General features: G+C 62.5%; 13 protein-coding genes. 10 read left to right on the top strand and 3 right to left on the bottom strand.

Going from position 1 to position 25,214, the window contains the following annotated elements:
* The first annotated feature begins 208 nt into the window (after positions 1 to 208).
* The gene (locus tag CHB87_RS06455) at positions 209 to 3,019 is read left to right on the top strand and encodes a TonB-dependent receptor (protein WP_176441632.1); all 2,811 of its coding nucleotides are present in this window, start codon (positions 209 to 211) and stop codon (positions 3,017 to 3,019) included.
* Positions 3,020 to 3,107: 88 nt separating this feature from the next.
* On the opposite strand, the gene CHB87_RS06450 is transcribed toward CHB87_RS06455, so the two are convergent.
* Positions 3,108 to 5,495, bottom strand: a complete 2,388-nt coding sequence (locus CHB87_RS06450; protein ID WP_089407611.1) for a winged helix-turn-helix domain-containing protein — start codon at positions 5,493 to 5,495, stop codon at positions 3,108 to 3,110.
* Positions 5,496 to 5,907: 412 nt separating this feature from the next.
* On the opposite strand from CHB87_RS06450, the gene CHB87_RS06445 reads away from it, so the two are divergent.
* The 9 genes from CHB87_RS06445 to CHB87_RS06405 all read left to right on the top strand — a co-directional run bounded on the left by CHB87_RS06445 (position 5,908) and on the right by CHB87_RS06405 (position 18,476).
* Positions 5,908 to 6,090 carry a hypothetical protein gene (locus CHB87_RS06445; protein ID WP_089407610.1) on the top strand — a complete coding sequence of 61 codons (183 nt, stop codon included), beginning with the start codon at positions 5,908 to 5,910 and terminating at the stop codon, positions 6,088 to 6,090.
* Between the two features lie 124 nt (positions 6,091 to 6,214).
* On the top strand, positions 6,215 to 7,078 hold the full coding sequence (locus tag CHB87_RS06440) for a hypothetical protein (protein ID WP_142988251.1): 864 nt from the start codon (positions 6,215 to 6,217) through the stop codon (positions 7,076 to 7,078).
* A gap of 75 nt (positions 7,079 to 7,153) precedes the next feature.
* On the top strand, positions 7,154 to 7,363 hold the full coding sequence (locus CHB87_RS06435; protein WP_142988250.1) for a hypothetical protein: 210 nt from the start codon (positions 7,154 to 7,156) through the stop codon (positions 7,361 to 7,363).
* 112 nt (positions 7,364 to 7,475) lie between these two features.
* Entirely contained in the window at positions 7,476 to 8,333 is an 858-nt protein-coding gene (locus CHB87_RS06430) for a hypothetical protein (RefSeq protein WP_142988249.1), read from the top strand.
* Between the two features lie 36 nt (positions 8,334 to 8,369).
* Complete coding sequence (locus CHB87_RS06425; protein WP_142988248.1) at positions 8,370 to 8,666, top strand: hypothetical protein; 297 nt, start codon at positions 8,370 to 8,372, stop codon at positions 8,664 to 8,666.
* A 93-nt stretch (positions 8,667 to 8,759) separates the two neighbouring features.
* The gene (locus CHB87_RS06420) at positions 8,760 to 9,662 is read left to right on the top strand and encodes a hypothetical protein (protein ID WP_142988247.1); all 903 of its coding nucleotides are present in this window, start codon (positions 8,760 to 8,762) and stop codon (positions 9,660 to 9,662) included.
* Positions 9,663 to 9,692: 30 nt separating this feature from the next.
* Positions 9,693 to 10,538: a hypothetical protein gene (locus CHB87_RS06415; RefSeq protein ID WP_089407604.1), complete on the top strand. Its 846-nt coding sequence runs from the start codon at positions 9,693 to 9,695 to the stop codon at positions 10,536 to 10,538.
* Between the two features lie 31 nt (positions 10,539 to 10,569).
* Positions 10,570 to 16,605 (top strand): FG-GAP-like repeat-containing protein, encoded by a 6,036-nt coding sequence (locus CHB87_RS06410; RefSeq protein ID WP_089407603.1) that lies wholly within the window; start codon positions 10,570 to 10,572, stop codon positions 16,603 to 16,605.
* A gap of 14 nt (positions 16,606 to 16,619) precedes the next feature.
* A complete protein-coding gene (locus CHB87_RS06405; RefSeq protein WP_142988246.1) occupies positions 16,620 to 18,476 on the top strand; it encodes an NHL repeat-containing protein in 1,857 nt (618 codons plus the stop codon).
* 575 nt (positions 18,477 to 19,051) lie between these two features.
* Here the strand turns inward: CHB87_RS06405 and CHB87_RS06400 are convergent.
* Positions 19,052 to 20,107 carry a hypothetical protein gene (locus CHB87_RS06400; RefSeq protein WP_089407601.1) on the bottom strand — a complete coding sequence of 352 codons (1,056 nt, stop codon included), beginning with the start codon at positions 20,105 to 20,107 and terminating at the stop codon, positions 19,052 to 19,054.
* A gap of 35 nt (positions 20,108 to 20,142) precedes the next feature.
* Positions 20,143 to 24,162 carry an alpha/beta hydrolase family protein gene (locus CHB87_RS06395; RefSeq protein WP_142988245.1) on the bottom strand — a complete coding sequence of 1,340 codons (4,020 nt, stop codon included), beginning with the start codon at positions 24,160 to 24,162 and terminating at the stop codon, positions 20,143 to 20,145.
* Positions 24,163 to 25,214: the final 1,052 nt, after the last annotated feature.

Genomic DNA, 25,214 nt, shown 5'->3' with positions numbered 1-25,214 from the left:
CTAGGGTAACTCCGTCGACGCCGTTCGTTGGAGGTTGCGTTGTAAAGAATGGTCACGCCGATCGTGACAAACCTTTACAGAGCGTTACGCAATGTGGCCGCACTGCCCTGCTGGCTGCGTTCTTCTGGAGATGCGTCAGGAAGGCGCAGACATGATCAGGAAAAATACTTTTGTACCACTCGCTCTTGGGATGCCGATGCTCGTGTGCATGGCCTCCTCCGTACAGGCCCAGGTCGCCACCGGCACGGTTCGCGGCACAATTACAGACCCCTCGGGCGCACTGGTGCCGCAGGCTGAGGTGACTGTTTCAAACGCCGCGGGCCTCGCGCGCAAGATCAAGACCACCGCGATGGGAACGTACGAGGCGGCGCGCCTCGTGCCCGGACGCTATACCGTCAGCGTGAACGCCCGGGGCTTCGATGCGGCCGCGGTCACGGATGTGGAGGTCTTCGGCGACAAGGTGACGAGCGAAGATGTGAAGCTCGCGATCTCGCTTGAATCGGCCGTGCAGGTGACCGCCGACGATGCCACGCTGAGCACGAACCCCGAGGACAATGCGAGCGCCATGGTCATCCAGGGTAAGGATCTGGATGCGCTTTCGGACGATCCCGACCAGTTGCAGGACGAGCTGACCGCGCTGGCCGGGCCTGCTGCCGGACCAAGCGGCGGGCAGATCTACATCGACGGGTTCACCGGCGGCCAGCTTCCGCCGAAGAGCTCCATCCGCGCGATCCATATCAATCGCAACCCCTTCTCCGCGCAGTACGACAAGCTGGGTTATGGCCGGATCGAGATCCTGACCAAGCCGGGCACGGACAAGTTTCGCGGTTCGCTCACCTTCTCGGGCAACACGAAGGAGTTCAACTCGCTCAACCCCTTCGTGACCAACGAGCCTTCGTACTACTCGACTTTCTTCACAGGAAATGCGGGTGGGTCGCTGGGTAAGAATGCGTCGTGGTTCACAAGCGTCTTTCGCCGGGACAACGCCTCGAACTCCATCATCAACGCGGACATCCTGGGCACGGGCGGCGCGGCGCAGGCCTACAGCCTTGCCGTGCCGAATCCGCAGTCGCGCCTGGACATCAGCCCCCGGGTCGACCTGCAACTGGGCGCGAACAATACGCTCACCCTTCGTTACATGTTCGACCGGCAGAAGAACACCAACGACGGCGTCTCCGGATTTGCGCTGCAGACGCAGGGTTACAACGTGCTGAACTACGAGCACACGCTGCAGATCAGCGATAGCCAGGTGATCAGTTCGAAGGTATTGAACGAAACCCGCTTCCAGTACACTGCCGACCGCGACTCGCAGACCGCGTCGGTCAGCGACCCCACCGTGACGGTGCAGGGCGCATTTACCGGCGGCGGCAGCAACGCCGGAGCGGTGCGGGACAATCTGGACAAGTTCGAGTTTCAGGACTACGTGACCGCGGCCGAGGGCAAGCATGCGCTGAACTTCGGCACGCGCCTGCGTCTGACGCATGAGGTGAACACGTCAAGTTCGGGCTTCAACGGCAACTACATCTATTCGTCACTGAGCGCGTATGCGGCAGGCACACCGTCGGAGTACGACGTGACCGCAGGCACGCCGACGGCGAGCGTGAATCTCTTCGACGCGGCCGCCTTCTTCCAGGACGACTGGACCGCGCGACCCAATCTGACGTTGAGCTACGGCGTACGCTACGAGGGCCAGAACCGCATCTCCGACCACAACGACTGGGCGCCGCGCTTCGCGGTGGCCTATGCGCCGGGAGCGCGCAACGGCAAGAAGGCGAACACGGTCCTTCGCGCGGGCTATGGCTGGTTCTTCGATCGCTTTTCGCCAACGTATGTGCTCGACGCGATCCATCAGAACGGGACCAACCAGCAGCAGTACGTGGTGAAGAACCCAACGTTCACCTCGAACGCGCCCACGGCGGCGCAGCTTGCGGCCAGCAGCACGAGCGCGCCCACGATCTATACGGTTGCGTCGAATCTTAAAGCCGCCGTCAATATGCAGGCGGCGTTCGGCATCGACCATAGCTTCGGCAAGGCGGTCACGCTGTCGGCGACTTACATCAACTCGCGCGGCGTCCACCAGTATCTGAGCGAGAATACGAACGCTTACATCGCCGGGACCTATAACGCGACGACAGCCACGGGCGTGCGTCCGAATGGGATCAACGAGAACATCTACCAGTTCCAGTCGGGCGGCGTGTACAACCAGAATCAACTGACGGTGAACTATACCGTCAGAGCGAAGAAGCTCTCGCTCTTCGGCTTCTACACGCTGAACTTCGCGAAGTCCGACACCTCCGGCGCAACCTACTTTTCATCGAATCCGACCAGCCCCAGCGCCGACTACGGCCGGGCGACCTTCGACGTACGCAACCGCTTCCTGCTCGGCGGAAACTACTTGGCGCCGCTCGGCATCTCGGTCAGCCCGTTCCTGGTCGCCAATGCGGGCAGCCCGTTCAACATCACCATCGGACAGGACCTGAACGGCGACAACCAGTACAACGACCGGCCCGCCTACGCGACCGCCAGCAGCACGGACACCAAGCAGACCGCATACGGAGACTTCGACCTGAACCCGAGCGCGACGTCCACGCGGATTCCTTATAACCTCGCATCCGGCCCGGCGCAGTTCAGCATGAATCTGCGGTTGAGCAAGACCTTCGGAATCGGCCCGCGCGTCGAGGGCGGCGCAGGCGGCGCGTCGAACGGCGGACCGGGCGGACCCGGCGGTGGACCCGGCGGGGGCGGACCAGGCGGGGGCGGACCAGGCGGCGGCCTTGGCCCCGGCGGCCTGAGCGGCAACAACGGCGGCCCTCCGAAGCTCGATCAGATGGCGCCCCGGCGGTACTCGCTGACCTTCTCCGCCATGGGCCGCAACATCTTCAACCATGTGAGCCTGGCGGCGCCGACGGGCGTGCTGGACTCCGCGCTCTTCGGCAAATCGACAGCGATCTCGGGCGGATTCTTCGGCTCCGCGGCGTCGAACCGAAGCGTAGACCTGCAGGCTACCTTCAACTTTTGAGCCTGAAGCGTTAGCGGTGCAGATTCCAAACTTAGAAGACGGGCGGCCATCGTGAATGGTCGCCCATTTCACTGGATGAGGGTGATGTTCAGGGCCGCGTGCTGGCCGAAGACTTCAGAACCTGCGCGTACTCCTGGCGGGCTTGCTTCAATACGGGCAGGTCGCTATCGGCGCCCTGCCAGGCGTCGAGCAGCGCCTTGTACTGTTTGCCGCTTTCGCCGAACTGTCCCTGCATGGCATAGGCACGCGCAAGGCCCAGGTGAGCCAGCGGAATGAGCGGCGCCGGCGGGTCGGCGAGCCAGGGCCGGTCGGCCAGTTTATTGAACTCCACCTCTGCTTCCGCCGGCTGACGAGCCGCGAGATAGGCCTGCCCCCGCAGGTATGGCACGGTGGGATCGCGCAGCTCATACGGCGCGCTGGCCTGCATGAGCGCAACGGCCTCCTGCGGCTTGCCCTCTTCGAGCGCAACGATGGCGCGCACCGACGGTGCATATTCCACGTTCAACAGCGTGTCGGTCGGCGAGGCGGCCTGCTGGCGGCGCGTCTCGGCGAGCGCAACCTCTTTCTCGCCGACGGCAGCCTCGGCAAAGGCCTTGTCGAGCGATGGGTCGGAGGCCGGCATCGCCTTCAACTGCGCCTTCGCCTCGGCGGTCAACCCAAGCTCCGCCAGCATGCGCACCTGGTACTCGTCCATATCGGCGAGTGTGTCCTCCACCTTGTCGCGCTGCGCGACGATCCGGGCTCTGGCAAAGAGCGACTCCGCCTGCGCGACATGCCCCTGCGCCAGTTCGACCGAACCCTCCATCTGGAGCATATGAGACTCGGCCGGCGTTCCTCGTCCCCACGCCTCCTGCCGCGCGAGCTCCGCCCGATCGCCGTCTTCCGCCGCCAGCTCCATTCTCACGCCGTGCATCCCCTGCGTATCGACTCCCCAGCGCAGCGCCTCCGCGTAGACGGCTCGCACCCTGTCCGGCATATTCGCGTGATGGAAGGCGCGGGCTGAGATCTCATACGAGATGCCGTTGTGGATGTTGTTCTTTGCTTCAAGCGCCAGCACGGCCTCGGCGTGCGCGGCCGCCATCGGATACTGCCCTGTCCAGGTCTCGAAGTTCACCAGATCGGCGACGGGCAGGTTGTCCTCGGGGTAGGTCGCGGCCCAGCGGCGCAGCGATTCGATCAGCGAGTGCAGGTCGCCGGTGACGCTCTGGTGATACCGCAGTTCGATGTAAAAATGCTCGCGCTCGTTGACGGTATCGCGCAGCGCATAAGCCTTGGCGATGGCCTGCTTGTCATGCGTCCAGTCGGCGGTGTTGTAGTACATCGTCGACATGTCGGCGTAGGCGACGGCGAAGTTGGGGTCGAGCTGAACTGCGTGCTGGTAAAGCGCGATCGACTCGGCGAATTTGCCGCCGTCGCCCAGCCGGGTGGCCTCGGAGTAGGCCTTCAGCGCTTCAAGCGAAGACGTCGGCTCATCGTAGACCGGCTTGCTGAACTCCTTCACCGAGGCTCGCGGCTCGCCCGCGCTGCGTCGAATCTTTTCGGTGAGGTCCGAGAAGGTGGCCAGAACGTCGTTCTTCGACCGCACGGTCTCGCGCAACGCGCCAAGCGTGTGACCGTCCCCACAGTCGTAGGCCAGCAGCGACAGGTGATAGCGGTCGCCAACCTTCGCGATGGCGGGCGCGAGATAGAGCTGGCCGTTGACCCGCTGGCAGATCTCGCGCGCCAGCGGCGCCGTGATCGGCTCATCGGCCGGCTGACGCATCATCTTCAGGGTGCGGCGCGCGCGGCCCTCGCTGATGACGGTGAAGTAGGGCGACTGCTGCAGGTCGATCTGTAGCACCTTGTTCAACGTATGGTCGAAGTCCGTGTCGCCTGTGCTGTTGTCCAGATCGGCGACGACGGCCTCGGCGTGTCCATACGATGGGGGGTTGAACCGGCGCCACGCCTTGGCGCCAGCGATGGCGAGCAATGCAACGGCCGCCAGCGAGAACCCCGTCCACAGCAACGCCCGGAGACGGCCGGGGTGAGCGGCAGGGTTGGGGACTCTCTCTTCGACGACGATCGTGCTGCGCTCGTGCATGTGCTGCACGAGCATTTCGCTGCTCGACGAGCCGTCGGGCAGGTGCGCGGCGGAGTGCGTCGATTCGGGCCCCGTCGCCTGCACGACCTCGGCGGTGAACTGGTAGCCCTGTCCGGGGATCGTGGCGATGCAGGCCGACCGGTCGGCCAGCGCCCTGCGCAGTGCATAGATCTGCTGGGCGAGATTGCTCTCCTCGACGTACGACCCCGGCCAGATGGCCTTGATCAACTCCTCTTTGGAGATGACGCGGCCAGGGTTGAGCACCAGGTAGGTGAGAACCTCGAACGCCTTCGGCGAAAGAGACACGACGCTTCCGTCGCGCAGGAGCGAACGGCGCGACGGCTGAAGCTCGAACTCATCGAAGCGATACCGGTCCCTGTCGACGGTGAGGGGCATGGGCGGCTCAAACTCTCTGGTAGAGATTTTGAAGCGATCTCGGACTGCCCGCTGCAAGGCCCCAGTCGGTCGTCCCGGAGGAGAAGTGAAATGCTCACGAGAAGGTTAGCCCAGCGGGCGACCCACCGCAAGGCTGTTTGAACAATTCCCTACCATTTGGTCGAATGCCTGTTTTCACATCTAACTCTCCATCCACCTATTTATAGATACAAGCCCTTCGCTTCCATCAATGCACAGCCTGCGCGCGCACTTGAAGCTGCCTGCGCTGCCTGACGTAAGTCGTTGAAGGATTGGAATAAATAAGCGTTGATAAATTTTCAAAACAATAAATGAGGTTTTTTCTTCGAGCTGTGGTGTAGTCCGGTCATATTCAACCTGATCATATTCAACCTGATGAAGCGGAGTACGAGCGATGAAGCTGTTCTGGCAAAAACGAGCTCTGCCGGAAACAAGCGAAAAGGTTCCGGCGCCTGAGCCGGAGCTCATCCGCAGGTTGGAGATCACCATCGAGCGGGAGACGACTTTGTTTCTCGTTCGCAGGCGCAACCACGACGGCAAGGAAGCGCGAGACGAAGTCTCGGGGACCAAGTCATGAGCACGATCCAGGCGACACCGATCGACGCCAATCCAGACCAGGTCGTTCAGGTCTCGGTGACGATCAGTTCTCTTAGCCAGCAAGCGACGGTAACAACGGAAGCGCGTACAGAATGGAGCACACGATGAACCTGAAGCGGCGGTTGGCAAGGCTCGTCTCGGACGCAACTCGAACCGCGATCCTGTGCGGCGCCGTGATGTTGCCTGTCCAGGTGGCATTGGCCCAGGCTCCGGCAACGTCCGGTTCCGTCACGCCGGCTGCGAAGCTCCTGGACCCGGTGGACAACCTGGCTCGCCTTCAGGCTCTCCGCGAAGCCGCCAGACGGGACCAGTTGCTCCGCAACGCGCAGCCCATGCCGCTGTCCCAGGTCGTCCCCGGACCCGAGTTGCAGGAGCGCACAGTCGCCGCCGAGGAAAACGAAACGTCGCAGCCCGCAAAGCCCGGCCAGGAAGGTATCCGCGTCCACGGCCACTGGATCGTCGACGTCAAGAATCCGGACGGCGCGCTGGTGCAACATCACGACTTTCAAAACGCGTTGCTCAGCACCGGAAGCCAGATGCTGGCAGGGCTTCTGGGCAGCGAGTTCGTTCCGGCGAACTGGGCGATCCTGCTGAACGGCACAACCTCGATCTGTGGCTCCGCCAACCTCTGCGGGATCGTTCAATCTCTGACGACGCAGCCGGGAGCCGCGTTATGCAACCCTGGGACCGCCGTCTGCGATACCGGGTTGACCCAGACAGTCACCAATGTGGGTTCCATGGTTTTAGCAGGCAATTTCGTGGCGACGCAGGCGGGCAGTATCACAACCGTCATTGGATATCTCGGATTTTGCCTGACAACACCAGGCGCAGCCTACAGTCCGCAGTCGTGCACCACGGGAGCTCCCTCCTCGAGCGCCGGCAACGTCTTTTCGTCGGCCACGATTCCGGCGATCACGGTGGCGGCAGGACAGACCGTTGAGGTAACGGTGACCTACACCTTCAGTTAGAAGACCGGTGTTGCACCGGACACACACGTTGGCGGGCGCGCACTACGCCAGCCCGGCAAGAGTGCCTTTCAAGGAGTGAGCGATGAAGGTTTGGCGAAAGACATTTCGGCTCTGCACGTTGACGGGCGCCATGTTGCTCGCCTGCGCGGGCGCAGACGGCAGGTATGCGCCACGGTACTCGCCGACAACTCAAGACCTCTCTATTTCTCCGCCACGGGCATCACGGCGATCCCGGTGGCCTCGGAACAGATCGTGCAGGTCAAGGTGACGTTCACGTTCAGTTAGTTCAGAAGCAAAGTTGCTGGAGCTTGCGCGATGCAAAGGTCGACGAGGCAGGACAACACAATTCGCAGGCTGATTTGCAGTAGCACCGGGAATTGATTTCGGAGGTTTGGCGATGCAAAGGTTTACGAAGCAGGTCAATACGGGACCCAGGTGGTGGAGCGCGCTGCTAATGCTTTGCTCGGTCGCGGCGATGGCGCAACTGCCGTCGGGCGCGCCACAAGGCTCGGGAGTCATAGGCGGTGTGCCGCCGGCCAAACCGGCTGCGGTCGAGCCCGCGCCACCCGTGGCGTCACGAAAGAACCTCTGGGCCTTTCCGGGAACGCTGGATGCACCGCCGATGGTGGCGGCCATGGCCCACGAGGAGACGGAAGAGCCCGCAAAGCCGGGGCACGAATCGATGAAGGTGCATGGCCATTGGGTGGTCGACATCCGCAATCCGGATGGAACGCTGGCCGAGCATCGCGCCTTCGAAAACTCGGTGCAGTACGACGGCCAGAACTATCTCGTTGGTCTGCTCTCCGGTTATGCGTCGGCGGGCGGGTACGAGATCTACTTCAGCAACGCGGCCGCGAACGCCACGAACGCGGTTTGCCCTTCGGGAACTTACCCCTATTGCACCATCGTTCAGTCGACGACCGCCGCGCCCGGCGCCTTTGGATGCACGGTCTATACCTGCTTCAGCGGTCTGACGGTAACCCCGAACTTCGGGGCCGGCCCGACGCTGGTGCTGCAAGGCTCGATGACCGCACCGAAGAGCGGATCGATCGGCGCGATCGGGACGGCCTTCAACGGCTGCAACAGTTCAGCAACCTCCGGCTTTCCACTTACGGTCAGCACGGTCGCTCCGGCGACCTGTCAGACCTCCACCGCAGGTGTATTGGGCGGGACGATGACCTATACCAACCCCACGCCGATCTCGGTAACGGCCGGACAGTTGATTCAGATTACGGTGACCATCAGTTTCTCGTAAGGCAGGCAGAGGAGGATTGCGATGAAGAGGACGACGATGCAACGGAAAACGGTTCTATTCACCTTCGGACTGGCGCTGATGACGGCCCCCGCAGCGCACGCGCAGCAGCCGGGCGTGCGCGCGCCGAGCGGCAAGGGGACGACCACCGCGGCACAGGCGGCGGCGAAGAGCGCAGCCAGCGGCACGCCAACCACGACGGCGATGACCGGAGCTCCGGCTCCCCCGGCGATTGCGGTGAAGAGCAATGTGGCAGGCTCATCCACAGGCAAGACGGCAACGACGCCGGTGAGCCCCGGCGCCATGCCGCTGGTCAACGGCAAGCCTCCGCAGTAGAGGAAGTGGCGAGGATTTTGCGCCGCTTCAATCCTATGTCTCAAAGGCGAGACATGGGGCACCCAGATTCGTAGCTGAACCAGAGAGGGCGTTATGAGAGAGCAGACGATCAAGCGCAGGATACAGGCGGCAATGGTGTGTGGAGCACTTTTCTATGCATCCGCACGAGCGCAGGAGCCGGTGCAGAACGAGGCCGTGGCTCGCGTGCAGGCATCGGAGCCCGCAATCGGCGGAATGCGGAGGAGCACGAACGTCGCGGTCGGATCGCCCGCGGCCAAGCTGTTCTCCTCACCCGATGCGCCGATTGTCTCCTCGTCGCTGCCAGAGGAGGCCGCCGGCAAGAGCAAGGACGGCAGCACGAAGATCCACGGTCACTGGGTGATCGAGGTGAAGCGCAAGGACGGAACGGTGAAAGAACGCCGCGAGTTCGAGAACAGCTACGTCGGCGGCTACATCATGGGGCTGTACCTCGCGGGCTTCGATGTGCCGGCCGATCCGGCGATCAGCTTCTCTTCATCGACCAACGGTCCCGGATCGGTCTGCAATGGACTGACTACGGTGAACACCTGCATTATCGTCGAGTCGCTGACCGCGGGGCATGGCGCGGTCGATGCGACGGCCACGTACTACAACTCTTGCACGCCGGTTCCCAGCGGCTGCTTCGGCGGGCTGACAGCCACCCTGATGCCTGCCGGCGGACCCTATACCTCGTGGGTGCTGAGCGGAACCGTCACCATGCCCGCGTCGGGAACCTTCGACACCGTGGGCACAAGCATCAGCGGATGCTACAGCCCAGGCTTCAACTCGCCGACAAACGTCAGTCCGAGCGCCTGCTACAGCAACGCGGTGACCTACGCCGATAACGTCTTCAACGGCAGCACTACGGGGCCGTACCTGACCAACAACGGCTTTACCAGCACAACTCTGCCGGGCGGGCCGGTCACCGTCACCACAGGCGAGACGCTCGTCTTCACCGTCACCATCAGCTTTTCCTGATCTCCGAATACGGACCTGCGAGGCTCAGCCATGAAAATCATCCGCCACGGACGCTTATCGACGTTCGCCATCCTTATCGCCGCCCTTGGGCTGCCACGCATCGCATTCGCGCAGACTCAAACGGCGACATCGCCTCAGACGACGACAACTGTCGCGAAGCCTGCGGCAGCCAAGGGCCCGTCGGTGACCCCGCCGCCGACTGCGATCACGGTCGCACGACCCGCCGGGCTGAAGGGCGAGCCGGTCGTCATCACCGCCACGCCTGCGGCTGTCGCCAAGAAGCCGGGGCACGAGGGCGTAGCCATGCACGGCCACTGGATCATCGACCTGCGCAACGCGGACGGCGCCGTCGCCGAACATCGCGACTTCGAGAACTCACTGCTTTCGCCGACCGACCTGCTTTACCTCGTCACGGGAGAGTATGTGAGCGGAGATCTGGGCATCACCATCGCGTCAACCGGTTCGCTCGTCTGCACGACCTATCCAGGTACGACTGGCGGCCTGGGTGGTTGCCTGGTGGCTGCATCGTCAACCGCGGGGCTGGGCGGATTTACCGGCTGTGCAGGCTCCGCGGCGGGCTTCTGCAACTACAACCTGAAAGAAGTGGTCAACGGCGGCGGTGGGAACGGGACCATCACGCTGAGCGGCACGATGCCTGTACTGGCGAGCGGAGCAGTGACCGAGGTTGGAACACAGCTCTTCGCCTGCAACACGGGGGGAACCGGGAGTTACTCGGGCATCGATCCCATCGGTTGCTACAACCAGACGGAGGGCGGCGGCTACTTCTGGGGCAACCTCACCGGCACCAGCATCACCCCGCTGAACGTAACCACCGGCCAGACCATCGCGTTCACCGTCGTGCTGACCTTCTCCTAAGCACACTGGACTTCCCTTCCAGACGAAACCCATGCAGTCAACCAAGGTTGAGGCGCCCATAGCCATGATCCCAAGAGCCAGTGCGCGAATTCGAAGCCTCTTCGCACGCAGCAGCCGGAATTCGGCGCCGTGTGCGCTGGCCCTGCTGCTGCTCTTCGGCGCATTGGCGGCGCGGGCGCAGGTTCCAACGACCATCACCATCACGGTGTCGAACAGCAGCCCCACGTATACGACACCGTCGTCACCGGGCGCGGCTGCTGCCCTTACGCCCACGTTCCTGACCGCGCAGGTCACCGAGACGGCCAGCGGCAAGCCGGTCACGGGTGGAACGGTCACCTTCTACGACCAGGCGCCGCTGGATCGCACACAGGCCGCCGATCCCTTGGGCATGGCAAGCATCCAGGGGACGCCGTACCTCGCGCCGGCCGGTCAGGCCACGCTCGCGGTCGATCTCGGCGCGGGCCTTCACACGCTGACGGCGATCTACAACGGCGCCTCCGGCAACACGGCCGGCGGCGTTCCGAACTGGGCGCGGTCCGCCACAACGCCGCTGGCGGTCACGGTGAGCGGCCAGGCACAGTCGCAGGCGACGCTGAACCTCGTGGGCGCGGACGGCAGCTTCATCCTGTACGATCCCAGCCAGCCGGTCGTCTCGGGCGACCTCTATGTCTATGGCTACGGCATGCAATATCCGCCGGGCACAGGGACGATCGTCGATCAGACGACGAATACCTTCTACGACCAGCCTGCCGGGACGTCGCTGCAGGAGCTCTACTCGAGCCTCGGCAAGACGATCAATCTCAACGCCCCAGCCGCGGGCGTCACCAGCTTCATCCTCGCCGATCCCTATCGCGCGGGCGTGCCTTCGATCGTGGCGTTCTACTCCGCCCTGAACGCCGTCTACACCGTCGACATCAACCGCGCGCAGGCGACCCCGGTGGCGGCTTCGACCGCTACCGGCTGCACACCCTGCTCGGTCGCGGGCAGCCCGGTGCAGGGCGTGGCGTTCGACATGAACAACGACGGCCTGCTCGACATCGTCGTCGCGCACAACGATACGAGCGGCGCGGGCGTCGGCGTCGGCATCCTGTTCAACACGCTACAGCAGGACCCCGGCGTGACGGCGCCGCAGAAGACCTTCGGCTCGCCCGAGGTCACTTATCACCTCGGCCATCCAATCTCGTATGTCGCGGCAGGCGACGTGAACGGCGACGGCAAGCCCGATATCGTTGCGCTGACTGCCGATGGAACGAACCTGGTCATCGTCCTGACGAACAACGGCGATGGAACCTTCACCCAGCAGCCCGTCGCGGCAGCCACCGGAAACGGCCCGGTACAGATCGGGCTCGCCGACTTCAACTACGACGGCAAGCTCGACCTCGCCGTGCTGAACTCGCTCGACAATACAGTCGGCATCCTGCTGGGCAATGGCGACGGTACGTTTCAGGCGATGACGACCTCCCCCGCGGCGCCGAGCGGCCTCTCGGCCGTACCGCAGGTCTTCACGATCGCACGCCTTGCCAACAACCACGTGTTGACCCCGTACCTCGACATCGCGGTCCTCAGCGTCGCCAATTACAACCTGGAGTATCCTGCCGGCTTCCTGGGCGGCACGGTGCTGCTGGGCGCGGGCGACGGCACCTTCACGCCGAAGTATTACAACTTCGGCTTCGGAGACTTCGCCACCAACGGGCCGACCTATACGGCGCCGATCAGCGGATTACAGGCAGCCGATGTGGACGGAGACGGCCTGCCGGACCTCGTCTTCAGCTATCCCAATAACGACCTCTTTCAGCCGCTGGTCTACGACGCTCCCAGCGACTCCTACCCATTCGAGGATGGCTACTCCTCGAGTGGCGCGAGCTCGACGCCGGTCGGCAACTTCCGCTCGGTCGGCATAGGCGTGGGCGACATCAACGGCGATGGAGTGAACGACTATGTGCTGATGAATCCGGATAACTCGGCGCTCTACCCGGGCAAGCCGACGAAGAACGCGATCACGATCTTCCTCAACACGTTGTACTCCCAGGACCAGATTCCGGCGCTGATTACCGCTCCGGGCGCGCATACAGTCGTTGCGGGCTACTCCCCGGCCACGGGCTCAATCTATGCTCCGGCTCAGACGGATCCGACGGTGGTGAATGTACCGCTGCCGGGCATCGCCAGCTTCAGCACGAACCCGGTAAACTTCGGCTCGGTCGCGGTGGGCAGCACCGCCACCCAGACCCTGACCATCACCGACACCGGCACGGGTCCGCTTGAGATCAGCTTCGACTACCTCTCGAACAACGCCGCCGGGGTCTACAACATACCCACCGACGGCTGCAGCGGGACGACGCTGGCGGCGGGCGGCTCCTGCACCGTGACCCTGACGTTTACGCCAACCGCGGCTGGTCCCGCATCCGGCGCCCTGACGGTCAACGACACGCAGGTGGGTTCGCCGCAGATCGTTCCGGTCAACGGGACGGGCATGGCGGCGGCTGGAGGCACGAACACCGGCACTACCATCGTGCTCACCTCCTCGAACCTCGCGCCAAATTACGTGACGCCAACCAACGGCGGATCAGGCTCGCCATTGAACCCCGTGACGCTGACCGCGACCGTCACCGTGACCGCGACGGGACAGCCCGTAACGGGCGGCAGCGTCACCTTCTACGACAACCCCGGTCTGCCCGGCAACGCAGGTCCGAGCGCCATCGGCACGGCGAACGTGCAGTTCCCCGTTGGCGGAGATGGAGCCCTGAACGGCGTTGCCACACTCCCCTTCGCCTTCGGCCCAGGCTCGCACAACCTGACCGCGACGTATAGCGGAACGCCCTTCGGTCCGCCCGCCGGATACGGCTTTCTGCCCGCGACCACGGCGAACCCGCTCGTGCTGACGACCAGCGGATTCGGCGCCACCGAGTATGGGTTCTCCATGGTCGGCAATCAGGGCACCGAGATTCTCTTCGATCCGGAGAACTCACTCACCGGCACGATCTACAACCCGAATCAAGACCCGCTCGTGAGCTATCCCTTCATCTTTGCCTTCGGACTTCAGGTTCCAACCGGCACGACAACGCTGACCGACCAGACGACAGGCATCGTCTATCCGTCGACTGTAGTGCCGGAGTACGCGGACAAGCTGTACCCCATCTACGATCCACAGCTCGGCGTCTACGACTCCGGCGGGTATGTCTATGGCGACTACGTCTACAGCCTGGGCGCGGTCGGGGTCACGAACTTCTTTACGGCGGATGTCTTTCAGTCCGGCGTACCGGCGCTTGTTACGCTCAGCGCACTCTATAACCAGGTTTTGATCTCGGACCTCTACAGCAACCCGAATAACTACGCGGGCTGCAACGGGGCCACGGGTACGAATCCAACCTGCGCGGTCTCCACGCCTCCGGTGCAGGGCGTTGCTTCGGACATCAACGGCGACGGCCATCTCGACCTCATCATCGCGCACAACGACCCGTCGGGAGCGGGCAGTGTGGGCATCTTCATGAACACGCTGGGTCTTTGCACCGGTGGAACCGCCTGCGGGGTCTTCAATGCGGCGGAGGTCACATACGCGACCGGGCATCCCGCGAGCAACGTGGCCGTCGGCGACGTGAACGGCGACGGCTTCCCGGACATCGTCGCGACCAGCTCCGATGGGTCCAACCTGGTCTCGATACTGCTCAACAACGGGAACGGGACGTTGGCCCTGTCCCCGACGACCTACGGCACGGGGAACGGCGTATCGCAGCTTGCACTTGGAGACTTCAACCACGACGGCATCCTCGACATCGCGGTGTTGAACAAGGCCGACCAGACCATCGGCATTCTGAACGGCAACGGCGACGGCAGCTTCGGCGCCATGAGCGTCTACACGGTCGGCACGAATCCCACCGCCTTCGCGGTCGCCGACCTCAACCTCGACGGCTTCCTCGACTTCGCCATCACCAACAACGACAGCCCGACGCAGGCAGAGGTCAGCTTTCTCTACGGTGCGGCGGGCGGCGTCTTCAACTACACCGCCAACCTCGCCGCCAACCAGCTCAGCCTCGGGGCAGGCGGGTATCCGGAGACCAATCCGCAGCCAACCTCCATCACCGCGACCGATCTTGACGGCGATGGCTACCCGGATCTCGTCATCGGCTTCAACGTCAACACCTTCACCTATGCGATGTACCAGCCGGCCACGGGCGCTTACTCCTACATCGGCAATAACACCTTCGAAGACCAGCCGAACGGCATCAACATACGCACCTCTTCCACCGTGGCGGTCGACCTCGATGGCGATGGCGTGAAGGATCTTCTGTTCATGCCGACGATCAACAACAACATCGTCTGCGCGGGCTGCTCGCCGAGCTACAACAACCTGATGGTCCACTATGACGGTGCAATGACCTATGAGTGGATCGCGCCCACCGCCATCACCGCGCCGCTGGGCAACCACACCATCGTCTCGAACTTCACGCCGTCGACGAACTCCATCTACGGGCCGGCGACGGCAGGCCCGGTCACGATCGACATCCTTGCGGAACCGAACGTATCGCTTACGCCCACCAGTCTCACCTTCAATCCGCAGCAGATCAACACGACCAGTCCGGCGATGGTGTTGACGCTGCGGAACACGGGCAGCGGCCCGATGACCAGCGTCGCATTCCAGATCGTCTTCCAGAATCCGGCCACGCCCGGCGGCTTCACGGTCACCAACGTGGACTGCCCGGCCACGCTCGTGGGCGGCGCCCCGCCCTGCACGGCCAACGTCACCTTCAATCCAGGGCAGACGGGTAGCTATACGGGATACGTTGCGCTCACCTACGGCGCCGGAACCACCGTCTACGTACAACTGACCGGAACAGGGGTGAACTATCCAACCGTCAACGTGAGCGAGACTATCAACCTGAACGACGCTGTCTCGGCTTCGATGGGCAAAATGGTATCGGTCAACGAAACCATCGTGTTGAGCGATGCCGTGAACGCAAGCGTGGCCCACCCCGTCGCAGTCGTCGAGACGATCCACCTGACCGACGCAACCACCGCAGCGCAGGCCGGCACGCCGATCGACGTGAATGAGTCGATTCATCTAAGCGACGCGGTCTCCGCAGGAACCGTTGTCGTCATCAACGACGTTGAAGCGATCCATGTGACGGACATCGATACGCCTCTGCTCTCGGTTGCGATCAACGATGTCGAGGCAATCCATGTGACCGATACGGATGTGCCGGTGCTCGCGGTCCAGATCTCCGATAACGAGAGCATCCATGTCACCGATGTCGACAGCCCCACCATCCTGCTGGGAGACACGACCAACCTCAGCGTCTCGGCCACCACGATCCCGGTTGGCGGCAGCGTCATCCTGACCGCGACCGTCGCCCCGGCCAGCGGCGCCACCGTGCCGACCGGCAACGTTGGCTTCTACGATGGCGCGACACTGCTGGGCACATCCACCCTGGCCGGCGGCAGCGCAAGCTATACCGCGACAACGCTCGGCGTGGGCAGCCACATGCTTTCCGCCCAGTACCTTGGCAACTCCACCTTCACCACCAGCACCTCGTCCACGGTGCAGGTGACCGTGAGTTCGATGAACATCCTCACGGTCACGCCGCAGAGCGTCTCGCGCAACTTCGGCGTGTCGAACCCCGCGTTCGGCTATACGATCACCGGCTTCGTCAATGGAGACACCATCTCCGTCGTCACCGGCACGGTGACGTTGTCGACCACCGCGACGCTCGCCTCGCTCGCCGGCGGGTACCCAATCGCAGTGACGGCGAACACGCTGGCCGCGCCCGCGAACTACGTCTTCAGCTTCGCGACCGGCACCTTGACGGTCAACGGCAATTCGCCACAGACGATCACCTTCGCCGCGATCCCGAACGTGCCGCTCGCCGCGCACCAGTTGACGTTGACCGCGCACAGCAATTCCGGAAGTCTGGGGCAGCCCATCGTGTACACCGTTACCGGTTCGGCCACCATCTCCGGTAACACCTTGACCTTGACGGGAGTCGGCTCGGTGACGGTCACCGCATCCGAGGCCGGCAACTCGACCTTCAGCGCGGCTACTTCGGTCGCGCGCACCTTCTCGGTGACGCCATGACGAGGATGACCTGGATGAACAATGTAGCGAAGAAGATCGAAGCAATCCTGCTCTCCACGCTGACTCTGCTTGTGGCGGGATGCGGAACGGGCCTCTCGCACGTGGCTGAGAGCGTACCCCAGGGTGGCGGCTCCGCAATCGTCGTCAACGGCAGCTTTCATGGCGGACAGCAGCCCATTGTAGGCGCGACGGTACAGCTTTACGCGGTGGGAACTCGAGGGCTCTACTCGCCCGCGACGCCGCTCATCGGCACGACTGTCGTCACCGACGCGAACGGAGGCTTCAACATCGCGGGCAAGTGGGACTGCACCTCCAACACGAACACCTATGGCGTCAATCCTCTGATCTACATCGTCGGGACAGGCGGCAATCCGGGGCTGGGTGGAACCGTCAACAACACCGCTTCGGCGCTGATGGCGGCCATTGGGCCGTGCAGCAGCTTCACCTCTACCTCGTATGTCTCGGTCAACGAGCTCACGACCGTCGCAGCGACCTTCGCCCTGGCGCCGTTCATGGGGAGCTATGCACAGATCGGCGCGTCCGGGACCAATGCCCCGGGCCTGGTCAACGCCTTCCAGACCGCCTCCCTGCTGGTGAACCCTTCGTCCGGCACGATGCCGGGACCAAACCTGCCCACAAACGCGACCATGCCGACGAGCGAGATTGCTACGCTGGCCGACATTCTTTCACTCTGCGTCAACTCCAACGGAACGGACGGCAACTGCGCCGCGGTCTTCGCCGCGGCGAAGCCTTCGGGAGGCAGCACGCCGGCGAACACCATCGCAGCCGCCCTCGACATCGCGCAGAACCCTGGCAACAATGTCACGCAGCTCTTCAATCTGGCGCCGGCGACGGGTCCCTATCAGCCGCTCCTGCCCCAGGCGCCGAACGATTGGACCGTGGCGGTGAACTACACAGGCGGCGGCCTCAACTCGCCGGGCGGCCTCGCGGTCGATGCAAGCGGCAACATCTGGGTCGCGAACGCCGGTGGAAACAGCGTGACGGAGCTGAGCAACACGGGCGCGCTGCTGACCGGCTCCGCTGGTTACACGGGCTCGGGCAACATTCTCGGAGCGCAGGCGATCGCCGTCGACCGCACCGGGAACGTGTGGGTCGCCGATACGCTGCTCAGCTCAGTCGTCAAGCTGACCCTGAGTTCAGGCATCATTCAATCGAACGCGAGCTATACCGCCGGCGGCATCGACGGGCCGACGGCGCTGGCGCTCGATAGCCATAGCAATGTCTGGGTCAGTAACTTCGCGGGAGCTTCTGTCACCGAACTCAACAGCTCCGGCGTTGCCGTTGGCGGAAGCCCGCTGACCGCGAACGGGACGCTGCGTTCGCCCTTCGGGATCGCGGGCGACTTGGCGGGCAATATGTGGGTGACGGACAACGCAGGTTCGAACGTGGCCGAGTTCTCCAACAGCCAGACGCTACTGAGCGGCGCCGGCTACACGGATGGCTCGATGATCGCGCCTGAAGGCATCGGAATCGATACCTCGGGTGAGGCGTGGATCGCCGACAATGGCGTCAACTCCGTGAGCCTGCTGTCGCCGAACGGCGCAGCGTCGCCCTACTCCCCGCTGCACGGCGGCGGACTGTCGATGCCAGCGGCCGTGGCCGTGGACGGCAACGGCGCAATCTGGGTCGTGAACAGCACGACCAACGGAAGCCTGACAAAGCTGTCCGCAACCCAGGGCACTGCAATTTCGCCCTCGACTGGCTACGGTGTGCTGCACGCACCGGACGGCGTCGCCGTCGATCCTTCAGGCAGTGTATGGACGGCGAACTCCGGCGACAGCAGCGTCTCCGAGTTTGTGGGTATAGCAGGTCCGGCGCCCGCGCCGCTGGCGATCCTCGTCGGACCGTAATAGAGGACCATACGTACGAAGGCGCCCCGGCGATATCCACGGGGCGCTTTCCCGTTACGGGTAGAGCTTGGCCGTAACGATCTCCGGCTCAGGCTCTCCAGCCACGGCAAGCGGCGCCCAACGACACAAGCGGGGACATATCGGACGGGCTGCGATTTGTGGGCTCCCCTACCGAGATCAGGTCGGACAAACCGATGAAACATAAAGAAGTAAGGCCTGGCCCGCGAACACAACTCCAGCCCCTGTTGCGGAAGGCGGGCGTGAGCTTCCTCGATGCCATACGACCTCAGGCGTGCTGATGCATTCCAGCCTGTCGTTACGCAGCAGGGCCTCCCTCTTGGGCTGGCCGCCATCAAGTTCTGGACCCGTGACAAATTCCATGTAGCTAAAGATCGCCTACCGATCTCGCTCTGCCCCGGTTGTCCTCCAATTTAACAAAGGCAGGCAGTTGCAACGCTCCGGAGGAACGCATGAATTGACGCAACCTCCGGCAAGGTCCAGCGCGCCAAACCGTCCCGCAAGCGGTCAGGGGGCGCGGTGCAACAATCCAGCACGAATCCTTACCGTGAGAGGAATTACTCCGCGGGGCTCCATTTGACAGCCTCGGGGTGTCCCGGCAGCGGCTTGGTCACATAAACCAGTCGACCTGCCTGCGCTCCCAGCAAAATCCAAAATGCGCCAGCTTGTCCGCCGGTGTTGACCGTGCCAGGCACTTCACGCCAGATGGCATGTTTATCGCTGTTCCCTATGAGCTTGAAGAGACCTCGCACACTCCGAGCACCCTTTAAGGAGTTCTTGAAGCTAGCGTACACACTGCCATCATCCATCGTGGTGAAGCCTGTGATCATTGGATCTGAAATGGCGAGTGGATCGCTGATCCTCCAGCGATCCAGCTTCCTGGTCGTAGAGCTGTAGTGCGCCAAGGTCCGCGATATGTGGTTGTAAATGTAGGCATCCGTGCCGTGGCACGTTAAAAATACTTGTTTGGGATCGACCGAAGCCAGCGCGTACTCTTTACCGACGCTTTCCGTGCGCAAACTCTCGTCGAGGACGGTACCGTTCTGGTCATATCGGCGCAATGCTCCGAACGTCGACCCATCCGCCGTATGAGGACGTGTGCCAATGGTCCAGACTGTGCCATCCCCAACAGGGCAAACAGCACTCGCGAGATAGGCGTGGGTGGGCACTGTCTTCATCTTGCCGCCAACACCGCTTGTTATTCCAAGGAAGTAGTCGGCCCCCGTTCCTCTCCTCGCCCAGCCAGACGCGAAAATCGAGTCGTCCTTCCCGAGCGATATCGAAGTGTATGTGGCACGGCGTCCATCCGGGAGGGCGAGGTTTACGCTGCTGCTTGTGTTGTTCACCAGATCTCGAACAATCAGGTTTATCTGCGTCGCTTTACCGGTCGCGTTTTGCCGCTCCACAAGCAGACCGCCCTGTAAGACGGGAAATGTATAGCCCGTTCGATATCGAACGACTGCATCCTGCTGCCGGTCCGCGGACATCAGGGGGTTTATCGCAATGCGTCCGGGAGTCGACTGCGCAGAAGCAGCGGAGAAGGCAAGGCAAGCAGACAAGGCGCAGAGACCAACCGAGTTGGTGGAGCGCTTCCAGGCGAGAATCGTGTTCATAGGACGACTCCTTCACAGGCGTTGAGGCCAGGTCTCTAGTGGCCGGTCTCTTCGCCGGTCTGCATCAGCTCGGCGCAGTTGGTTTTTCTGGGCGTGTCCAGACTGGTAGGCACAACCACCACGCAGACGGACGTGGTGGCGCCGGCGAAATGCATCGTGACAAGAGCGTGGCCGAGCGCCACCGGTGTGATCGTACCCGTATGCGAATCGATGCGTACGACCTCTCCGCCTCCCGAAGTCCTCACGGTGAACTTGACCTCTCCCGGCTCGAGATACAGCGGTTCAGGATGGCTGGCATACTGTGCGCTGGGCACCAAACGTCGGATGACCCGCTGGTTGATTTCATCAAGGCTCAACGGGACGACTTTGTCAGCTCTGCCCGAAGAACCACTGAGCGTGACGATCAGCTTCTTCGGCGCACGGGCGGAGTAGTCGACGTTGAAGTTCGCCGTTTGTTCGGAAACGACACCGTCGGCGAACTCTGCCGTGACGACTAGGCCGACACGCCCGGCTACGAGCGGAGTAAACGTAATGTAGTTCGAGCCATCCGGGTGGGAGAGCACTGGCACAATCTGAACGGTTTTTCCGGGACGATTGTTGCAGTTCGCCTCGGTCGGTCCCAGGTGGCATTGCACTGTCTGCACCCGTTGAACTCCGACTTCATTCAGCGACAGGCTGAGATCGGCAGGTTCGCCCAAGTGCACGGCCGCCACAGGTGCGGCAACGCGCAGGCGTGAGTTGTCCAGGCGTGTCGTGTGTCGGGCAAGTCCGGGCTGCAGCGGATCTGCGATAGCGGATGGCTTCGACTCCTGAAGGCTGGGCGCGAGGGCTGCCTCGGTGAAGCTGGAAGTGACCGTTCCTCCCAGCGTGGGTTGGATATGAAACATGGGCTGCGCTCCTTGGCCACAAGACTGCGTTCCGGATGTCGTAAGCGTGCAGTAAATCGACTGGTTGATGGGTGGTGCGTGCAGGATGTTCGCGTCGGAATCGCCGGCATACCCGATATAAACGAGATAGGCGCTCAAGGCAGACAGAAACTCGGAATGAGCATAATTGGAGAAGGAATGCCCTGGGCTGCTCTGAGTGTATGGCCAATCTTGAGATTCATAGGTGACAACACCATCGTCCCCCAGGTTTGTGCTGCCGAGATAGCTGGAGACGGGCGCCGTGGAACCGGTAACGGCCGTCAGCATGGACTGGACAAAGTCTCGCAACAGCGACGGCGGATTGATGGTCGAATCGTAGATCGCGGTAGCCGCGCGGTGCGTAACTGTCTGCGGAAAGTCCGAAGTGGCAGCGATCTGGCTACCGTTTTGCGCGACTGTCGAGATCGACGCGACCGCTCCTGAGTTGAGGGCCGCGCCGGGCCATAGGATTGGGTTGCCGATGTTACCGAAGCAGTCTTGCAGGTTTTTGGTTTGACACACAACGCGCCAGGTATCGGTCGCCCCCAGGGGCGCATTCGGATTCAGACTGCCGGTGGCGTTCTGGATAAGCACGTCTGCCAGACCGGACCCTGTCTCCGGCGTATCTAGGGTCACCACCGTATGAAAGGCCCCCTGATTCATGTTGCTGTAGTTATTGAACTTGGAGAGCGAAGCGTAGTATCTCGCCGCCAGCCCACCCATGCTGTGTCCGACGTAGTCCACCTGGCCGCGTACGATATTGACCTGGTCGAGTTGAGCGTTGATGTTGTTCAGGGCCGTGGTAATGGCGGTGTTGGAAGCCACCTCGCAATCCCCGAGCGGGTCGCCGGTGTACGGGTCGTTCGCGAACGAACTATATGGATCAGTCGGGGTGTTGTATGCGATAAAGCGCGAGTAACAAATCGGAACGATCGTATTGGCGACCATGTTGGTCATGTGCGCCTGCAGATAGATCTTCATGTCGGCGAATGTGGAGAGACCACCCCACAGGCCATGCACCAGCAGGATTGGCTTCTGATAGAGCGTAATCGTGTGACTTGCGCTCGTGGCCCCCCCGGCCTGAGTCGTCTGCTGGGTACCGATAATCTGCTGCACGGGATTGCCGGACAGGTCGGCCAGATGTGCCCCCAGCGGCGCCTTCACAAGCGCCAGGGCATAGTACTTACCGTTATAGACATACAGACTGCCGGCCGGAATGGTCAGCGTTGCCGACGTTTGGTAAAGCTGTCCCGGCTGGCTTGCGGTCAAGAAGTCTTCGCTGTAATCGCCGAGCAGCAGGTTCCCGGTCGCCTTCAGCGTGACGTCGGAGGCAACGCTGGTCTCGTACACCGCGATAAAGGTAGATACCCCGTCGGCGATAACACCGGTCGCCGACACATCGTTGCCGTTCGCGACCGAGCTGATGACCTCGGCGTGATCCACTGTGGTGTTGCTCGAAGTGACGGTGAACACGAGGTATGGATCGACAAAGGAAAGGCTGGCGGAAGTAGCCGCGTTGGCGATGGAGATGGGCCAGTTCGCGGTAAGTGGCCCGCTGCTGGTCGGGTTGCTGATCGAGAGCGCGCCATTCTGCGAAGCCAGCGAGGGGTCTGGGTTCACGGTGATCGTCAGATTGCTGGAATTGATCCACTGCACCGGCACCGAAAGCGTAGTCCCGCTCGACAAGGTGACCAATCCCGTAGATGTCGGGCAAAAATTGGAGCCATGCACCTGGACGATCTGCTGGACGCCGGCTTGCCACACGCTGGGATCGACGCCAGTGATGTTCGGCTGACTGCAATTCACAGTGAAGGTAGCCGTATTGCTCGTACCCCACACGCTGGTGAGGGTAAAGGTGTCCGCTCCGGGCGTCGCCGATGGGTCCAAAGCGTAGCTGACATTTTGCGTGCTTGCGCTTGGATCGCTTGTGCTTGCCAAGTAGCTCGACGCTCCTAGCACACTCAGGTTTAGCCCTGTGCCGTTGGCAGTCACCGACGGCGTGTTACCCGGAGGGCCGCCGAGATCGTAGCCTTGCAGATAGATCGTGCCGGACTCCCCAAGGTTACCCGAGAATGGGCTGTTGGTGATGTTGGGTGGGCCGGTGTGGAACGATTGCGAAAGGATGTAATTGAGCTGGCCGCAGGCAGAATCGTCGTTATCGTTCATGCACGACAGCGCCGGAATCACACCCGTGCCCAGGCCGTAGGTGCTCCCAACATTCACGCTTTCGTCGAGGGTGCTCGTCACGGTTTGAGTCCCGAGGGGACCATCCATGCGCTGCTGACCCAACGGAGAACCGTCCTGGTCGAACTCCAGATTGGCGACTGGGTAACATCCGTTGGATACGTCGGTTGAAGTGATGGTGGTCGTCAGCGTCGCAGTGACGGTGCTGCCGTCACTGCTAAAGTTCATTCGGAACGTGGCCTGATACGGCAGGCCGCATGGGGGCGGGGGTGCGCAGTAATACCCGCGGCGCAGATCTGGCTTGGATTGTGCTTCCGGCTGGATGGTCGGTTGTCGGCTGGAGAGACCATTCCCTTCTCCGGTCGCGATGTGGGTCACAATCTGGTTCACGCCGGTGTAGAGGTCCGTGACAGCTTTGTCTACCTGAGCGCCGAGCGCGGGACCCAGCCTTGCGTGGAGGACCGTGATCTCGTTGGCCGCCATGATATCGACGTTGCCCAGCATTTGCTGCACAGTTGGGCGAATGCTGGCCGAGAGGACGCGCGTGGAAGGATGCAGCGATCCATCGCGAACGACAATATCGTTGAGCAATGCATTGTTCGTTTGCTCTGCACGATTGAAGCGGTTCGCAGATGCTTGAAAAATCCTGAAGGAGTCCCCTGAAATACCCAGCCGCTGCGGTAAGAGGCCTTTGAGCGCGGTGGCCGACTTGCCTTGCTGCACACGTCTATCTGCCAGCCGCTCCAGACTGACCTCGTAGCGAAATGCGTACTCATACATCTGCGGCAGGCTACCCGCTGGCACGCTGTTGGCCTGGACGGTGTTGGACGTGACACTCTGCGCGGATGCAGCAGCAGAACAAGCCACGAGCACGACAAAAATCGTCGCTAACCGTGAAAGCTGGCGGAGATAGTACCTCTGACGAAGTTGCGCCGGATATCGAGGATGACTGCCTTCTAAGTTCACGCGATGCCTCACTCAGACGATTTGGAATGCGAGCTGCCCGCGGTCACAACCGACCTTGATAGCCGACAACCCATGCAGCAAAAGAATCCACTTCAAGCCTTCAGAGACCCCATTGCGACACGATTCGATACGTGCCGCAACAGGCTTCTCCACGAGTAAATCCTCTTACACTTCCCTTTTATTCATCCCCGGGTTTCGCCGGAGGTTCTGTCTGAACGGAAGGCGCCGTTTGTGAACCTGGTAAAAGCGGTTCCTGACCCGTCAACCTGTTGTTGAGCTTGATGCGAATCACAGGTGGCGCCAACGGCGTTGTTGCAAAGGTCGCGTACTCGTGAACGCCGATTCTCTCGTCGCAGAGCCGATCGTCGCAGCCGCCATCTCCACCGCCATCTCCACCGCCGTCACCACCGCCGTCACCACCGCCATCACCGGGCGGCGCAGGGCAACTGGGCGGAGCCGGACAGCTAGGCGGGGCCGGACAGCTGGGCGGAGCCGGACAGCTAGGCGGGGCCGGACAGCTGGGCGGAGCCGGACAGCTAGGCGGGGCCGGGCAACTGGGCGGAGGAGGGCAACTGGGGCAGCTAGGAATTGGGCACATCAGTCCCGGTGCGCCGGGGCATGGCTCCTGAGGAGGCCGCGGCGGTGAAGGCGGCTGTGGCGGCAGGCAGCTCGGACAGCTTTCCGGACAGCACGGTGGGGGGGCGGGGCATCCCGGACATGGCGGGGCCGGCGGGAAGGGGCAGGAGGGGCAACACGGACACCCTGGGCAACCCGGCCACCCTGGGCAACCCGGACAGCTTGGGCAGCTTGGGCAGCTTGGGCGTATATTGCTCTGATTTGTGTTGCGTCTGCCGGTCGTCGCTCCACTGTCTTGTGGAGCGTCCGCAATAGGACGGAGCGAAAGAGTGTTTTCCGTGGAAGACCGAGGGACTCTTATGGATGCAGCAAAGGTCCGCGGAGCGGAAGCCAGTCGGAAGAACAGCGTCGCAAGAACGGAAACGAGCAACATCAAAAGTCGCCGAGGCAATCGTATGACTCTACCCATGATTTGC

The organism is Granulicella rosea, assembly GCF_900188085.1.
Classification (GTDB): Bacteria; Acidobacteriota; Terriglobia; order Terriglobales; family Acidobacteriaceae; genus Edaphobacter; species Edaphobacter rosea.
Note: the sequence above shows the minus strand (reverse complement) of the source record. Positions and strands in the feature narration are given on the sequence as shown.

Bases quoted from the DNA above. Each gene is read 5' to 3' on its own strand.
- CHB87_RS06455 (WP_176441632.1), top strand. From the start codon at position 209: ATGGCCTCCTCCGTACAGGCCCAGGTCGCCACCGGCACGGTTCGCGGC.
- CHB87_RS06445 (WP_089407610.1), top strand. From the start codon at position 5,908: ATGAAGCTGTTCTGGCAAAAACGAGCTCTGCCGGAAACAAGCGAAAAG.
- CHB87_RS06440 (WP_142988251.1), top strand. From the start codon at position 6,215: ATGAACCTGAAGCGGCGGTTGGCAAGGCTCGTCTCGGACGCAACTCGA.
- CHB87_RS06420 (WP_142988247.1), top strand. From the start codon at position 8,760: ATGAGAGAGCAGACGATCAAGCGCAGGATACAGGCGGCAATGGTGTGT.
- CHB87_RS06415 (WP_089407604.1), top strand. From the start codon at position 9,693: ATGAAAATCATCCGCCACGGACGCTTATCGACGTTCGCCATCCTTATC.
- CHB87_RS06405 (WP_142988246.1), top strand. From the start codon at position 16,620: ATGAACAATGTAGCGAAGAAGATCGAAGCAATCCTGCTCTCCACGCTG.
- CHB87_RS06425 (WP_142988248.1), top strand. From the start codon at position 8,370: ATGCAACGGAAAACGGTTCTATTCACCTTCGGACTGGCGCTGATGACG.
- CHB87_RS06430 (WP_142988249.1), top strand. From the start codon at position 7,476: ATGCAAAGGTTTACGAAGCAGGTCAATACGGGACCCAGGTGGTGGAGC.
- CHB87_RS06400 (WP_089407601.1), bottom strand. From the start codon at position 20,107: ATGAACACGATTCTCGCCTGGAAGCGCTCCACCAACTCGGTTGGTCTC.
- CHB87_RS06410 (WP_089407603.1), top strand. From the start codon at position 10,570: ATGCAGTCAACCAAGGTTGAGGCGCCCATAGCCATGATCCCAAGAGCC.
- CHB87_RS06450 (WP_089407611.1), bottom strand. From the start codon at position 5,495: ATGCCCCTCACCGTCGACAGGGACCGGTATCGCTTCGATGAGTTCGAG.